The organism is Actinoplanes sp. NPDC026619 (genome assembly GCF_040638295.1).
Lineage (GTDB): Bacteria > Actinomycetota > Actinomycetes > Mycobacteriales > Micromonosporaceae > Actinoplanes.
Genome location: NZ_JBEZYA010000005.1, coordinates 119,447 through 132,437, shown reverse-complemented (window position 1 = coordinate 132,437; position 12,991 = coordinate 119,447). Strand labels below are relative to the sequence as shown.

Below are 12,991 nucleotides of genomic sequence, written 5' to 3'. Positions count from 1 at the left end.
CCGGGGTGCGATTCGGTGATAAACCGCAGGTCAGTCCTCGAAGGCTTCGGGCGCGGGGCAGGAACAGACCAGATTGCGGTCGCCGTAGGCGCCGTCGATGCGGCGCACCGGCGGCCAGTACTTCGCGGTCCGGTCGACGCCCTTCGGGAATCCGGCGATCGAGCGCGGGTACGGGTGGTTCCACTCGTCCGCGGTGACCGCGGCCGCCGTGTGCGGCGCGTTCGCGAGGGGGTTGTCGCCGGCCGGCCAGACGCCCGCGGCGACCTGGTCGATCTCTTCCTTGATCGCGATCATCGCGGCGCAGAACCGGTCGAGCTCGGCCAGGTCCTCGCTCTCGGTCGGCTCGACCATGAGCGTGCCGGCCACCGGGAACGACATGGTGGGCGCGTGGAAGCCGTAGTCGATCAGCCGCTTGGCGACGTCGTCGACCGAGACGCCGGTGGCCTTGGTGATCGGCCGCAGGTCGAGGATGCATTCGTGCGCCACGAGACCGTTGCCGCCCGCGTACAGCACCGGGTAGTGGTCACGCAGCCGCGACGCCACGTAGTTGGCGGTGAGCACCGCGGCGCCGGTGGCGGCCGCGAGGCCGTCCGGGCCCATCATCCGCACGTAGGCCCAGGAGATCGGCAGGATGCCGGCCGAGCCGTGCGCGGCGGCCGAGACGGCGTGGTGGTCGCCGGGCTCGAGCGGGTTGCCGGGCAGGAAGTCGGCGAGGTGGGCGCGGACCGCGACCGGGCCCACGCCGGGACCGCCGCCGCCGTGCGGGATGCAGAACGTCTTGTGCAGGTTCAGGTGCGACACGTCGGCGCCGAACTTGCCGGGCTTGGCGTACCCGACCAGGGCGTTGAGGTTGGCGCCGTCGACGTAGACCTGGCCGCCGGCGTCGTGCACCTTGCCGCACAGCTCGGCGATCGAGGCCTCGTACACGCCGTGCGTCGAGGGATAGGTCACCATGATCGCGGCCAGCGTGTCGGCGTGCTTGGTGATCTTCGCGTCCAGATCGGCGATGTCGACGTTGCCGAGGGAGTCGCACGCGACGACGACCACGCGCATGCCGGCCATGACCGCGCTGGCCGCGTTGGTGCCGTGCGCGCTCGACGGGATCAGGCACACGTCCCGGTGCAGATCACCGCGGGAGCGGTGATAACCCCGGATGGCCAGCAGACCGGCGAGCTCACCCTGACTGCCGGCATTCGGCTGTACGGAGACCGCGTCGTACCCGGTGATCTCGGCCAGCCACGCCTCGAGCTGCGCCACCAGGTGCTCGTAGCCCTGGGTCTGCGAGGCCGGGGCGTACGGGTGGATGTTCGCGAACTCGGGCCAGCTCACCGGCTCCATCTCGGTGGTGGCGTTGAGCTTCATCGTGCAGGAGCCGAGCGGGATCATCCCGCGGTCCAGCGCGTAGTCGCGGTCCGAGAGTTTGCGCAGGTAGCGCAGCATGCTGGTCTCGGAGTGGTGGGTGCGGAACACCGGGTGGGCGAGGAAGTCGGTGGTCCGCCCCAGCGGCTTGGCCCCGCACTCGGCGGCGGCCGCGACCGGCACCCCGAAGGCGGCGAGCACGGTGGCCACGTGCGCGTCGGTGGTCGTCTCGTCGGTGGAGATCGACACCCGGTCGTCGCCGACGAGCCGCAGGTCGACGCCGTGGTCCGCGGCGGCGGAAACGATCGAGGCCGCCCGGCCGGGAACGACCGCGGTCACGGTGTCGAAGAAGGCGTCGTGCGCCACCGCGACGCCGCCGGCCGCCAGCGAACCGGCGATGGTCAGCGCGTGGTCGTGGGTGCGCTTGGCGATCCGGCGCAGCCCGTCCGGCCCGTGGTAGACCGCGTACATGCTGGCCATCACGGCCAGCAGGACCTGCGCGGTGCAGATGTTGCTGGTCGCCTTCTCCCGGCGGATGTGCTGCTCACGGGTCTGCAGGGCGAGGCGGTAGGCGGGCGCGCCGTCCGCGTCCTTGGAGACGCCGACCAGCCGGCCGGGCAGCGAGCGCTCGAGGCCGGCGCGCACCGCGAGGTAGCCGGCGTGCGGGCCGCCGAAGCCGAGCGGCACCCCGAACCGCTGGGTGGTGCCGGCCGCGATGTCCGCGCCGATCTCGCCCGGCGCACGCAGCAGGGTCAGCGCGAGCAGGTCGGCCGCGACCGTGACCAGCGCGCCCTTGTCGTGGGCGGCCGCGACCAGGGCGGCGTGGTCACGGACCGCGCCGGACGCGCCCGGGTAATTCAGGTGCAGGCCGAAGAAGTCGTCGGGGAGCGGTCCGTCCGGGTCCACCAGCGCGAGCTGGATGCCCAGCGGCTCGGCCCGGGTGCGCAGCACCGCGAGCGTCTGCGGGAAGGTGTCGCGGTCCACCGCGTACACCGCAGATTTGGATTTTGAAGCTCGGCGCGCCAGCGTCATCGCTTCCGCGACCGCCGTGCCCTCGTCGAGCATCGAGGCGTTGGCGGTGGTCAGGCCGGTGAGGTCGGTCACCATGGTCTGGAAGTTGAGCAGCGCCTCGAGGCGGCCCTGGCTGATCTCCGGCTGGTACGGCGTGTAGGCCGTGTACCAGGACGGGTTCTCCAGGACGTTGCGCCTGATCACGGCCGGGGTGTGTGTGCCGTAGTAACCGAGGCCGATCATCGGGGTGGCGACCGTGTTGCGCGACGCGATCTCGCGCAGTTCGGCGATCGCCTCTTCCTCGGAAGCGGCGGCGGGCAGGTCGAGCCCCTCGTGCCAGCGGATGACCTCGGGGACCGCCGCGTCCATCAGGGTGTCGAGCGACGGATACCCGATCGCCTTGAGCATATGTGTCTGCTCGTCCTGATCGGGCCCTATGTGGCGATGTGCGAACGTCATGGCGGCTCCTAGCGGAGGGAGAGGTCGACAAGGCGGCCTCCCCCTCTGTCATACCCACCCGCGCAGCAGGTATTTCAGAGTCGCGCAGCCCACACGGTCCGTTTGCCTGAGAGGTTCCGGGGAGGATTTGCCCCTTCGGCGCCATTTGTGATCATGGACTCTCCCGCATGGCTGGCAACCAAACTACCAGTGATCTCTATGGTGGGGTTGTGACGTTCACCCCCGCACAGGACCGCTATGACTCGATGACCTACCGGCGAGCCGGGCGCAGCGGACTGAAACTGCCCGCGATCTCGCTCGGCCTCTGGCACAACTTCGGCCACACCCGGCCGCTCGAGAAGCAGCGCGACATCGTGCGCCGCGCCTTCGACCTCGGCGTGACCCACTTCGACCTGGCCAACAACTACGGGCCGCCGCCGGGTAGCGCCGAGTCGAACTTCGGCCGGCTGCTCGCCACCGACCTGAAGGCGTACCGGGACGAGATCGTGGTGTCGACCAAGGCCGGCTACCACATGTGGGAGGGCCCGTACGGCGAGTGGGGTTCGCGGAAATACCTGGTCAGCTCGCTGGATCAGTCGCTGAAGCGGCTCGGCCTCGACTACGTCGACGTCTTCTACCACCACCGGCCCGACCCGGACACCCCGCTCGAGGAGACAATGGGCGCCCTCGACGCGGTGGTGCGGTCCGGCAAGGCGCTCTACGTCGGCATCAGCAACTACACCGCTTCGCAGACGGCGCAGGCCGCAGCGATCCTGAAGGATCTGGGCACGCCGCTGCTGATCCACCAGCCGTCGTACTCGATGCTCAACCGCTGGATCGAGCGCGACGGCCTGCTCGACACGCTGGCCGACGCGGGGGCGGGCTGCATCGCGTTCAGCCCGCTGCAGCAGGGGCTGCTCACCGACCGCTACCTCGGTGGCATTCCCGAGGACTCGCGGGTGCGCACCAGCGTCTTCCTCAACGAGGACGCCCTCGACAACAAGACGATGGGCCGGATCCACGCCCTCAACGACATCGCCAAGCGGCGCGGCCAGTCCCTCGCCCAGATGGCCCTGGCCTGGGCGCTGCGCGACGACCGGATGACCAGCCTGATCATCGGCGCGAGCAGCGTCGACCAGCTGGAGAACAACGTCGCCGCGCTGAACAACCTGGGGCTGTCGGCCGAGGAGCTGGACGAGATCGACGGTACGGTCCTGGACCTTTAAATCGGTCCCGTCCGGGGCGGTGCGGCCGGTACCGTCCCGGACGTGAACCGGATCCTCGGCGTCGTGGTCGGCTCCCGGGCCTACGGACTCGACGGGCCCGGCTCCGACCACGACCGCCGGGGCGTGTTCGCCGCCCCGACCCGCAGCTTCTGGGGGCTGGCGAAACCGCCGACGCACCTCGACGGCCCGCGGGCGGAAGAGTTCTCCTGGGAGATCGAACGGTTCTGCGTGCTCGCCCTGCAGGCCAATCCCACGGTGCTCGAGGTGCTCTGGTCGCCGCTCGTCGAGCAGATCACCGCCGACGGCGAGGCGCTGCGGTCGGTGCGGCAGGCGTTCCTGTCCCGCCAGGCGGCGAACAGCTACGGCGCTTACGCCCGGGACCAGTTCACCCGGGTGAACGCCCGCCGCGAACGCACCGGCGAGACCAACCACAAGCAGGCGATGCACATGTTGCGGCTGCTGATGGCGGGCGCGCACGTGCTGCGGACCGGCGAGGTCCTGCTCGACGTCCGGCCGTGGCGCGACCGGCTCCTCGCGGTCAAGCACGGCGCACTCCCCTGGCACGAGGTCATGCTCTGGGCCGAAGCGCTGCAGGACGACCTCGCCACGGCGGCGACGGAGACCACGCTGCCGGCGGCGCCGGCGACCGACGCGATAGATCAACTGCTTCATGGCGTACGGGAACGGGGGTTGAAATGATCTTGCGGTCCGCCACGGCCGGTGATCTCGTCGACGTGCTGGCCCTGGCCGTCGACTTCTACGCCGAGGACGGATTCGCGACGCCGGTGCCCCGGTTGGAGCAACATCTGCGGCACCTGCTGGACAGCGACGCCGCGCACGTCGCGGTGATCGACTCGGGCGGGCGGATCGCCGGGTTCGGGATCAGCACCTCCAGCTACGGCCTGGAGAACGGGCTGATCGCCGAGCTCGAGGATCTCTACGTGGCGCCGGCGTTCCGGCGGCGCGGGCTCGCCGAGCAGCTCATCGAGGACAGCGCGCGCTGGGCCGCGTCCATCGGGGCCGCCCAGCTCGAGATCGTGGTCGCCCCGAACGGCCAGGACGTGTCGCATCTGTTCCGCTACTACCGGGCCCGCGGATTCATCGACGAGGGCCGGCGGCTGCTGGCCCGGCCCCTCGGCTAGCCGGTCGCGGGCCTCGCTATCTTGACGGCGTGCCAGTTGACGAGAAGACGCCGATGCCCGGCCGGACAGTGGCCGGCCACGTTGATGCCGCGGGCGTCACCTGGCTCGGCGGCGAGGCGGACGACGAGGGCCCGACCGCCGAGACGCTGGTCGACATCGCCGGCGCCGGGAAGTGGATCGTGGCGGCGTGCGTCGCGATCCTCATGCGACAGGGTGATCTGGACCCCAACCTGCCGGTCCGGACGCTGCTGCCCGAGCTGCCGGCCTGGGCCGCGCCCGTCCGCCTCCACCACCTGATCCATCACACCAGCGGGCTGCCCGACGGAGACGTGTCCACCGCCCCCGGCCCCCGGGCCGAGCCCGGAACGGCGTTCTCCTACAGCGACACCGACTATGCCTGCCTGGCGACGCTGGCCGAGCTGGCCGGCGGCCGGCCGCTCGCCGAAATCGCCCAGAAACACCTGTTCGCGCCGCTGGGCATGGCCTCGACCCAGTTCCGGGCCGGCGTGGACGCGCCCGGCATCTGGTCGACCGCGCGCGACATGCTGCGCTGGGCCGAGGCGATGCACATCGGCGCCCTCGGCCCCCGTCTCACCGCCCTGCTCCGGCAGCCGGGAAGGCTGCGGGACGGCGCCCTCGTGCCGTACGCCTGGGGCTCGTTCATCCTGCCCGGCGACACCGGCCCGGCCTACGCCCACACCGGCCGCCGCCCCGGCTGCGTCACCTACGTGATCGCCTCACCGGCCACCGCCACCTCCGCCGTCGTCGTGTCGTTCACCGACGACCCGAACCCGGCCGAGGTCCTGGGCCGGAAGTTGGCCCAGTTCTAGCTGGTTGGACGGCGCGACCGGCATGCTGGTAGATTTCATGTCGCCGTGACACTGCTTCAGGAGGTGAGACCCGTGAACGTTCGTATCGAGCGGGTGCTCCCTCTCACCGTCACGACCGGCCACTGACCTGAGTGTCAGCGGGAGCGCCCCCACCAAGGCGACCCCGAAAGGCACCAAAGTATGAACCCAGTGGATTTCAGTCACGACGTGCTGGTCGAGCGCGTCGCGACCGGTCGGTGGCACGCTCTGGAGGACGACCTGGTCGTCGGCCGGGGCGAGGTGGCCCGGCGGCCCGACGAGCGGATGTTCGTCAGCATCGACGCCTGGCACGACGTGGCCTTCGACCGGCTGGCCGCGGCCATGCTGACCGCCCTGCCGAGACCGCTGCACACGGTGGTCGACGAGGCCGACCTCGACCTGACGGCCCAGTGGCAGCGGGCCGGCTTCGTGATCCGGCGCCGGGAGTGGGAGTACGCCGTGCCCACCGCCCCCGACTCCGAGCTTCCGCCGGCGGGCGTGTCGATCACGGCGTTCGGCCGCGCGCAGGAGGCACCGTTACGCGCGCTCGACCGCACCGTCCGCGAGGAGGTCGCGGACGGCCTGGGCTGGGCGGACATGCCGGCCGAGATCCTCGTCCGGCCGGAGTTCGACCCGGCGAAATACGCGGTGGCGGCACAGGGCGGCGACTACGTCGGCCTGCTGCGGGTCACCATGGTGACCCGGCTGCCACGGATCGGGCTGATCGCCGTGCGGGCCGACAGCCGGCGCCGCGGCATCGCCCGGGCGCTGCTGGCCCACGCGCTCGGCGCACTGCACCACATCGGTAAGAAAACGGCCTCGGCCGAGGTGAGCGAATCCAACCTGGCTGCCACGGCGTTGTTCGAGAGCATCGGCGCTCGGCGCAACGGCAGCAACCTCGAACTGGTCATCCGCTAGCCACCAACGACACAGGAGCGCTGACCATGCCAAGAACATCAAAGGGCATCGAACTCGAGGGCACCGTCCTCGAATGCCTGCGCAATGCGAACTTCACGGTGGAGCTGCAGAACGGCCACAAGGTGCTGGCCCACATCAGCGGAAAGATCCGCAAGAACTACATCAAGATCCTGCCGTTCGACCGGGTCCTCGTCGAGCTGAGCCCGTATGACCTGACCCGCGGCCGGATCATATTCCGCTACCGCTAGAACGGCCGTCGTGGCGCTGGGCCTCACCCTTCGGCGAGGCCCAGCAACGGCAGGAAGCCGTCGACGAGCATGATCCGGATCCGGTGCCGAGGACCGCTTGACCTTCACCTTGGGGAAAGCCGCACGGTGGGTCTTGCCGGTCACCCGACCGGCAAGGGGAGGATGACACCGGTGGAGCTGCTGACGATCGGCGCGTTCGCCCGCGCCGCGAAGCTGACCCCGCGGGCCCTGCGCCTGTACGACGAGACGGGGCTGCTGCCGCCGGCGGCGGTCGACCCCGACTCCGGTTACCGGTTCTACGAGCCCGGTCAGGTCCGGCAGGCCCGGCTCATCGCGGATCTGCGCCGCATCGGCATGCCGCTGTCCGACATCTCAGCGGTCGCCGGCCAGGCCCCGGCCGAGGTGGCGGCCGCGGTCGAGGCCTACTGGCGTCGGGAGACCGCGCAGACCACGGCCCGGGCTCGCCAGGTCACCCTCCTCCTCGAAGATCTGTCCAGGAGGAACCCGATCATGTCCGAGATCACCATCCGCTCTGCCGCCCGCTGCGAGACCGGCGAGGTCCGGGAGAGCAACCAGGACGCCGCGTACGCCGACGATCGCCTCCTCGCGGTCGCCGACGGCGGTGGCGGGCCGGCCGGGGCGCAGGCCAGCGCCGCCGCCATCGACGCGCTGAAACGGCTGGACCTGGCCGGCGACACCGCGGCCGGGCTGCTCACGGCGCTGGCGTCGACGGTCGGCGAGCTCGACCAGGAGCTGCGCGGCACGGCCATCACCACGCTGACCGCGATCCTGCGGCGCGGCAGCCAGCTGGCGCTGGTGCACATCGGCGACACCCGCGTCTACCTGCTGCGCGGTGGCGAGCTGTCCCAGCTCACCCACGACCACACGTGGGTGCAGGGCCAGGTGGACCACGGCAAGCTCGACCCGGCCGCGGCGATCACCCATCCGCAGCGGGCCCTGCTCGTGCGGGCCCTCGGCGGCCCCAACCCGGTCGAGGCCGACCTGGCGCTGCGCACCGCCCTGCCCGGCGACCGTTACCTGCTGTGCTCCGACGGCCTGTCCGCGGTCGTCGACCGGGCGGCCCTGCAGGCGGCGCTGACCGGGCCCGGCGCCCCCGGCGAGACGGTGCAGCGCCTGGTGGATCTGGCCGTCGAGGCCGGCGCGCCGGACAACATCGCCTGCGTCGTCGCCGACATCGCCAACTGACCCCGTGCCGGCCGCCGCGGGGTCGCGGCGGCCGGCGCCGTCCCAATATCATCGCCGGATGCCTGACGAGCGGCTCGCACTCCTGATTCCCGGGCACGGCTACACGGCCGAGCGGCCGCTGCTGCACTTCGCCGGGGCGGTGTTCGAGAAGCACGGCTGGGACACCCGCGAGGTCCGCTGGCCCGAGCCGCCGCCACCGCGCGACGACCAGGACCGGGCCGCCTGGTTCGCCCGGCTCACGTCCTTCGTGCAGGCCCACGTCGGCCCGATCCTCGACCGCGAGACGGCGCCGCGGATCGCCCTGGTCGGCAAGTCGATGGGCTGCTTTGCGGCGAGTTTCGCCGCGGACCGGGGCCTGCCCGGCGTCTGGCTGACCCCGGTGCTGCGCGAGTCGCCCCTGCCGGCCGACCTGCGCCGAGCCACCGCCCCGTTCCTGCTGGTCGGGAGCGCGGCCGACCGCTCCTGGGAGCCCGAGGTGGCCCGCAGTCTCGGGCAGCCGTTCTACGAGACCGAGCACGCCGACCACGGCCTGGAGACCCCCGACGACCCGGTGAACTCGGCCGAGATCCTCCGCCAGGTGACCCTCGCGATGGACTCCTTCGTCCGCACGCTGTGAGCTAGCGCAGGCCGACGCAGTCGTGGTCCCAGAACGTGTGCGAGTAGACCAGGGTGCCGGTCATCCAGGGCTCGTAAGCGGACAGCTGCATGACCTGGAACGCCTGGTCGGGGATCCGCAGTGAGGGTTTGCGGAAGTCGTGGTCGCCGCCCGGGGTGAAGCCGGCGCGGGAGTAGTAACGCGGGTCGCCCTCCAGGAACACCAGCGGGACACCCCGCTCGTCCAGATGCTCCAGGCCGGCGCGGATGAGCGCGGAGCCGATGCCGCGGCGCTGCCAGGACGGCGCGACCGCGAGCGGGCTCAGCGTCTGCACCGGCAGCAACTGCCGCGGGGCGTCGAGAAGCGTGCGGGTGAACATGATGTGCCCGACGACCTCGCCGGCCTCCTCCGCCACCAGCGAGAGCGCGCCGGGATCGTCACGGCGCAGGGCGTCGACGAGCCGGGCCACCACGACACCGTGTCCGCCGTCCTCGGCGCCGAAGGCGTCGCGGACCACGGCGCCCACGGCGTCGTGGTCGCGTGTCTGTTCGATCCGAATGGCCATGCTGCGCAAGGTAGCGACCCGCGCGACGCGCTCCAACCGATTTCCAGCGCGGGACTTTCGTCCCTGGTGGGGCCGCCGCGAGTCCCGCATTGTTCTCCACGAGCCAGGGAGGGCAAAGATGGTTGACGTCGGCATCCCCGAGATCATCCAGGGCGGCATGGGCGTCGGTGTCTCCAGCTGGCGGCTGGCCCGCGCGGTCGCCGCCACCGGGCAGCTCGGCGTGGTGTCCGGGGTCGCGCTCGACGTGATGCTGGCCCGCCGGCTGCAGCAGGGCGACCCGGAGGGGCACGTCCGGCGGGCCCTGGCCCACTTCCCGGTGCCGGCGGTGGCGCGGTCGGTCCTGCAACGCTATTTCGTCGCCGGCGGGCTGCCGGCCGGGCGCCCGTTCCGGCCGGTGCCGCGGCTCGGGCTCACACCGCGCCGCGACGGTCAGCAGTTGATCGTGGTGGCCAACTTCGCCGAGGTGTTCCTGGCCAAGGAGGGGCACGACGGCCCGGTCGGGGTGAACTATCTCGAGAAGATCCAGATGGCCACCCCGGCGGCGGTCTACGGCGCGATGCTCGCCGGCGTCGACTACGTGCTGATGGGCGCCGGTCTGCCCACCGAGATCCCGGGCCTGCTCGACGCGCTCGCGGCCCACCGGCCGGCCCGCCTGTCGGTGACGGTGCAGGGCGCCCGCCCCGGCGAGGAGCATCACGTCGCGCTCGATCCGCCCGCCCTGCTGGGCGAGCTGCCCGGCCCGCTGCGCCGGCCGCGGCTGCTGGCGATCGTCTCCTCCGCCACCCTGGCGCTCTACCTGGCCCGCGACCAGAGCACCCGGCCGGACGGCTTCGTGCTGGAGACCGCGGTCGCCGGCGGGCACAGCGCCCGGCCCCGCGGAAAGCTGACGCTCGACGACGCCGGCGAGCCGGTCTACGGGCCGCGCGACGAGGTGGACGTGCCGAAGGTGGCCGCTCTCGGCCTGCCGTTCTGGCTGGCCGGCGGGCAGACCGGCCCACATCGGCTGGCGGCGGCGCGGGCCGCGGGGGCGGCCGGCATCCAGGTCGGCACCGCGTTCGCCCTGTGCCGCGAGTCCGGCATCGAACCGCGGCTGCGCCTTCAACTGTTGCGGCAGGCCGGCCGCGGTGAGCTGGTGGTGCGCAACGACGTGCGAGCGTCGCCGACCGGTTTCCCGTTCAAGGTCGCCGCCATGGCGGGCACGACCGCCGACGACCAGGTCTATGCCGAGCGGCCCCGGATGTGCGATCTGAGCTACCTGCGCACCCCGTTCCGCCGGCCGGACGGCGCGGTCGGTTACCGCTGCCCGGCCGAGCCGGTCGACGAGTTCGTCCGCAAGGGCGGGCTTGCCGAGGAGACCGCGGGCAGCCGGTGCCTCTGCAACGGCCTGGTCGCCACGATCGGGCTGGGCCAGCAGCGGGCCGGCGGCCAGGCCGAGCCACCGCTGGTGACGCTCGGGCAGGATGTCGCCTTCCTGGCGCACCTGACCCGCGACGGCGACGACTACCCGGCCGCCGACGTCGTCGCCTACCTGCTCGGCGAGGCTCCGATCAGGAGAAACGGCTGATCCAGTCCTGAAGGAGGGCGGTCATGTGGCCGGCGTTGAGCGTGTAGACCCGCTCGCGCCCCTGCAGGCCGACGCTGATCAGGCCGGCCTCCTCCAGGATCCGCAGGTGCCGGCTGGTGGTCTGCCAGCTGTGCTCCATCCGCCCGGCGATCGCGCCGGAGGTCTGCGGCCCGCCGTGGGCCATCAGCCGCACGAGGATCGCGCGGCGGGTGCGGTGCGACAGCGCCCCGAAGACCGCGTCGAGCCGATCCAGATCAGCCACGCCCGGGATCTGATCAGCCATTCACGACCACCGGGACGAACCCGTCGAACACCAGCCCCCGGTTGACGGCCGCTGGGGCGCCCGGCTCGACCAGCGCGGTGAGCCTGGTCCAGATCGGGATGACGTCGGGGTGCTCGTGCGCCGGGTCCATGCCGCCGTCGACCCAGCGGGTCAGCTCGACGTAACGGACCGGCCCACGCACCGACCGGAACAGGTGGGGCGTGACGTCCTCGATGAAGCCGAGACGGCGCAGGGTCGCCCAGCTCTCCGGCAGGAGCTTCTCGAACTCCGCCTCCGCGCCGGCGCGGACGTAGTAGGTGCCGAACGTGACTTCCGCAGGATTCTCAGCCATGTCGCTTACATTAAGCCGAATGGCTGAGAATGGGAAGGGCGGTCCGCGGCGACGGTGATCGCCGCGTCCGGCACTCTGGCGGCCGGGGTTCTCGATCTGTACTGGGCGGCGGGTGGCCCGACGGCCTGCGAGTCCGTCCCGCAAAGCCCCGGAGAGCGGAAAGGGGCGCCTTCGCGGTCGGCGAAGGCGCCCCGAGATCCTTGCTAGCCGGCGCACAACATCAGAGACATCCGGTGGAACAACCGACAAGGCGGTTCTGCCAGACAGCATTGTCCGTGCCGATCACGAGCAGATCGAGCTCGTACTGTTGTGCGGTCCTGGCCGTCCCCGCAGCGGCGATCCCCCGGACCGGGTTGGCGGCGACCTGGCTGTAGCCGGAGTAGGTCCGGCCGTAGTTCGTGGAGCTCTTGACCCAAACGGCGTCGTCCGTGCCGATAACGAACAGGTCGACGAGGCCGGAGGAAACGCCCGGGTACGTCGGAGCGACCGCTGCAACAGCTTTCACCTGGTTGTCTCCCAGCTGTGAGTAGCCGGACCATGCGCCGTTGACCGACGACTTGGTCCAGACGGCATCATCGGTGCCGATCACGAACAGATCGATACGTCCGGCAGTCGATGAAGTGGCGGCCACTCCCTTCACCCGGCCGCTCCCGACCTGCGAATAGCCAGACCACGTGCCGTTGACCAACGATTTGGTCCAGACAGCGTTATCGGTACCGATCACAAACAGATCGACACGCCCGGGAGCAGACGACGTAGCAGCCACGCCCGCCACCTGACCACTCCCGAGCTGCGAATAACCGGACCATATGCCGTTGAACAGCGACTTGGTCCGCACCATGCCACCGGTGTCGATGACGAACAGATCGATACGGCCCGCAGCCGATGACGTGGCAGCCACACCCTTCACCTGATTGCTTTCGAGCTGCGAGTAACCCGACCACACCCCGTTCACCGACGACTTGGTCCACACCGCATCATCGGTACCGACCACGAACAGATCGACACGCCCGGCAGCGGAGGACGTAGCAGCCACACCCTTCACCTGATTGCTGCCGACCTGTGAATAGCCGGACCATGTCTCGGCCGCAGCGGCCGCTCCCGCTCCCGGAACGACGGCGGTCACCGCGATCGCGCAGATCGCCAGCAGGCGGGCGATGTGGGCGACCGGCGCCGGCCTGGGGAAATCGATGATCATAGTTCCACTCCTCCTGGTAGCACGTTCTGCCGGAGATGTCGGCGCAAACGGTGCTACCG

At 71.1% G+C, this 12,991-nt stretch carries 14 protein-coding genes and 1 riboswitch; of the genes, 9 read left to right on the top strand and 5 right to left on the bottom strand.

Features of this window, described 5'->3' with window-relative positions:
• Positions 1–30 precede the first annotated feature (30 nt).
• A complete protein-coding gene (gene gcvP, locus AB0E90_RS13525) occupies positions 31–2,829 on the bottom strand; it encodes an aminomethyl-transferring glycine dehydrogenase (protein ID WP_360403628.1) in 2,799 nt (932 codons plus the stop codon).
• An 84-nt stretch (positions 2,830–2,913) separates the two neighbouring features.
• Positions 2,914–3,005, bottom strand: a riboswitch (glycine riboswitch).
• 33 nt (positions 3,006–3,038) lie between these two features.
• Here gcvP and mgrA point away from each other — a divergent pair.
• The 8 genes from mgrA to AB0E90_RS13485 all read left to right on the top strand — a co-directional run bounded on the left by mgrA (position 3,039) and on the right by AB0E90_RS13485 (position 9,012).
• A complete protein-coding gene (gene mgrA, locus AB0E90_RS13520) occupies positions 3,039–4,034 on the top strand; it encodes an L-glyceraldehyde 3-phosphate reductase (protein ID WP_360403626.1) in 996 nt (331 codons plus the stop codon).
• Between the two features lie 42 nt (positions 4,035–4,076).
• Positions 4,077–4,733 (top strand): nucleotidyltransferase domain-containing protein, encoded by a 657-nt coding sequence (locus AB0E90_RS13515; RefSeq protein WP_360403624.1) that lies wholly within the window; start codon positions 4,077–4,079, stop codon positions 4,731–4,733.
• Positions 4,730–5,176, top strand: coding sequence for a GNAT family N-acetyltransferase (locus AB0E90_RS13510; protein ID WP_360403622.1), 447 nt, complete (start codon positions 4,730–4,732; stop codon positions 5,174–5,176). The genes AB0E90_RS13515 and AB0E90_RS13510 overlap by 4 nt, the downstream gene beginning before the upstream one ends.
• A gap of 29 nt (positions 5,177–5,205) precedes the next feature.
• Positions 5,206–6,006, top strand: a complete 801-nt coding sequence (locus AB0E90_RS13505; RefSeq protein WP_360403620.1) for a serine hydrolase domain-containing protein — start codon at positions 5,206–5,208, stop codon at positions 6,004–6,006.
• A gap of 180 nt (positions 6,007–6,186) precedes the next feature.
• A complete protein-coding gene (locus tag AB0E90_RS13500; protein ID WP_360403618.1) occupies positions 6,187–6,942 on the top strand; it encodes a GNAT family N-acetyltransferase in 756 nt (251 codons plus the stop codon).
• Between the two features lie 26 nt (positions 6,943–6,968).
• On the top strand, positions 6,969–7,190 hold the full coding sequence (infA, locus tag AB0E90_RS13495) for a translation initiation factor IF-1 (protein WP_360403616.1): 222 nt from the start codon (positions 6,969–6,971) through the stop codon (positions 7,188–7,190).
• Between the two features lie 171 nt (positions 7,191–7,361).
• Positions 7,362–8,396 (top strand): MerR family transcriptional regulator, encoded by a 1,035-nt coding sequence (locus AB0E90_RS13490; protein WP_360403614.1) that lies wholly within the window; start codon positions 7,362–7,364, stop codon positions 8,394–8,396.
• 58 nt (positions 8,397–8,454) lie between these two features.
• On the top strand, positions 8,455–9,012 hold the full coding sequence (locus AB0E90_RS13485) for an alpha/beta hydrolase (RefSeq protein WP_360403612.1): 558 nt from the start codon (positions 8,455–8,457) through the stop codon (positions 9,010–9,012).
• 1 nt (position 9,013) lies between these two features.
• On the opposite strand, the gene AB0E90_RS13480 is transcribed toward AB0E90_RS13485, so the two are convergent.
• The gene (locus AB0E90_RS13480; RefSeq protein ID WP_360403610.1) at positions 9,014–9,556 is read right to left on the bottom strand and encodes an N-acetyltransferase; all 543 of its coding nucleotides are present in this window, start codon (positions 9,554–9,556) and stop codon (positions 9,014–9,016) included.
• A gap of 118 nt (positions 9,557–9,674) precedes the next feature.
• Between AB0E90_RS13480 and AB0E90_RS13475 the strand changes: the two genes are divergently transcribed.
• The gene (locus AB0E90_RS13475; protein ID WP_360403608.1) at positions 9,675–11,120 is read left to right on the top strand and encodes a nitronate monooxygenase; all 1,446 of its coding nucleotides are present in this window, start codon (positions 9,675–9,677) and stop codon (positions 11,118–11,120) included.
• On the opposite strand, the gene AB0E90_RS13470 is transcribed toward AB0E90_RS13475, so the two are convergent.
• From AB0E90_RS13470 to AB0E90_RS13460, 3 genes are all read right to left on the bottom strand, one after another.
• Positions 11,104–11,403 (bottom strand): metalloregulator ArsR/SmtB family transcription factor, encoded by a 300-nt coding sequence (locus AB0E90_RS13470; RefSeq protein WP_360403606.1) that lies wholly within the window; start codon positions 11,401–11,403, stop codon positions 11,104–11,106. The genes AB0E90_RS13475 and AB0E90_RS13470 overlap by 17 nt on opposite strands.
• Positions 11,396–11,734 carry a hypothetical protein gene (locus AB0E90_RS13465; protein ID WP_360403604.1) on the bottom strand — a complete coding sequence of 113 codons (339 nt, stop codon included), beginning with the start codon at positions 11,732–11,734 and terminating at the stop codon, positions 11,396–11,398. The genes AB0E90_RS13470 and AB0E90_RS13465 overlap by 8 nt, the downstream gene beginning before the upstream one ends.
• Before the next feature lie 220 nt (positions 11,735–11,954).
• Positions 11,955–12,932, bottom strand: coding sequence for a hypothetical protein (locus tag AB0E90_RS13460; RefSeq protein WP_360403602.1), 978 nt, complete (start codon positions 12,930–12,932; stop codon positions 11,955–11,957).
• Positions 12,933–12,991: the final 59 nt, after the last annotated feature.

Bases quoted from the DNA above. Each gene is read 5' to 3' on its own strand.
- gcvP (WP_360403628.1), bottom strand. From the start codon at position 2,829: ATGACGTTCGCACATCGCCACATAGGGCCCGATCAGGACGAGCAGACA.
- AB0E90_RS13510 (WP_360403622.1), top strand. From the start codon at position 4,730: ATGATCTTGCGGTCCGCCACGGCCGGTGATCTCGTCGACGTGCTGGCC.
- AB0E90_RS13500 (WP_360403618.1), top strand. From the start codon at position 6,187: ATGAACCCAGTGGATTTCAGTCACGACGTGCTGGTCGAGCGCGTCGCG.
- infA (WP_360403616.1), top strand. From the start codon at position 6,969: ATGCCAAGAACATCAAAGGGCATCGAACTCGAGGGCACCGTCCTCGAA.
- AB0E90_RS13485 (WP_360403612.1), top strand. From the start codon at position 8,455: ATGCCTGACGAGCGGCTCGCACTCCTGATTCCCGGGCACGGCTACACG.
- AB0E90_RS13480 (WP_360403610.1), bottom strand. From the start codon at position 9,556: ATGGCCATTCGGATCGAACAGACACGCGACCACGACGCCGTGGGCGCC.
- AB0E90_RS13475 (WP_360403608.1), top strand. From the start codon at position 9,675: ATGGTTGACGTCGGCATCCCCGAGATCATCCAGGGCGGCATGGGCGTC.
- AB0E90_RS13470 (WP_360403606.1), bottom strand. From the start codon at position 11,403: ATGGCTGATCAGATCCCGGGCGTGGCTGATCTGGATCGGCTCGACGCG.
- AB0E90_RS13465 (WP_360403604.1), bottom strand. From the start codon at position 11,734: ATGGCTGAGAATCCTGCGGAAGTCACGTTCGGCACCTACTACGTCCGC.
- AB0E90_RS13460 (WP_360403602.1), bottom strand. From the start codon at position 12,932: ATGATCATCGATTTCCCCAGGCCGGCGCCGGTCGCCCACATCGCCCGC.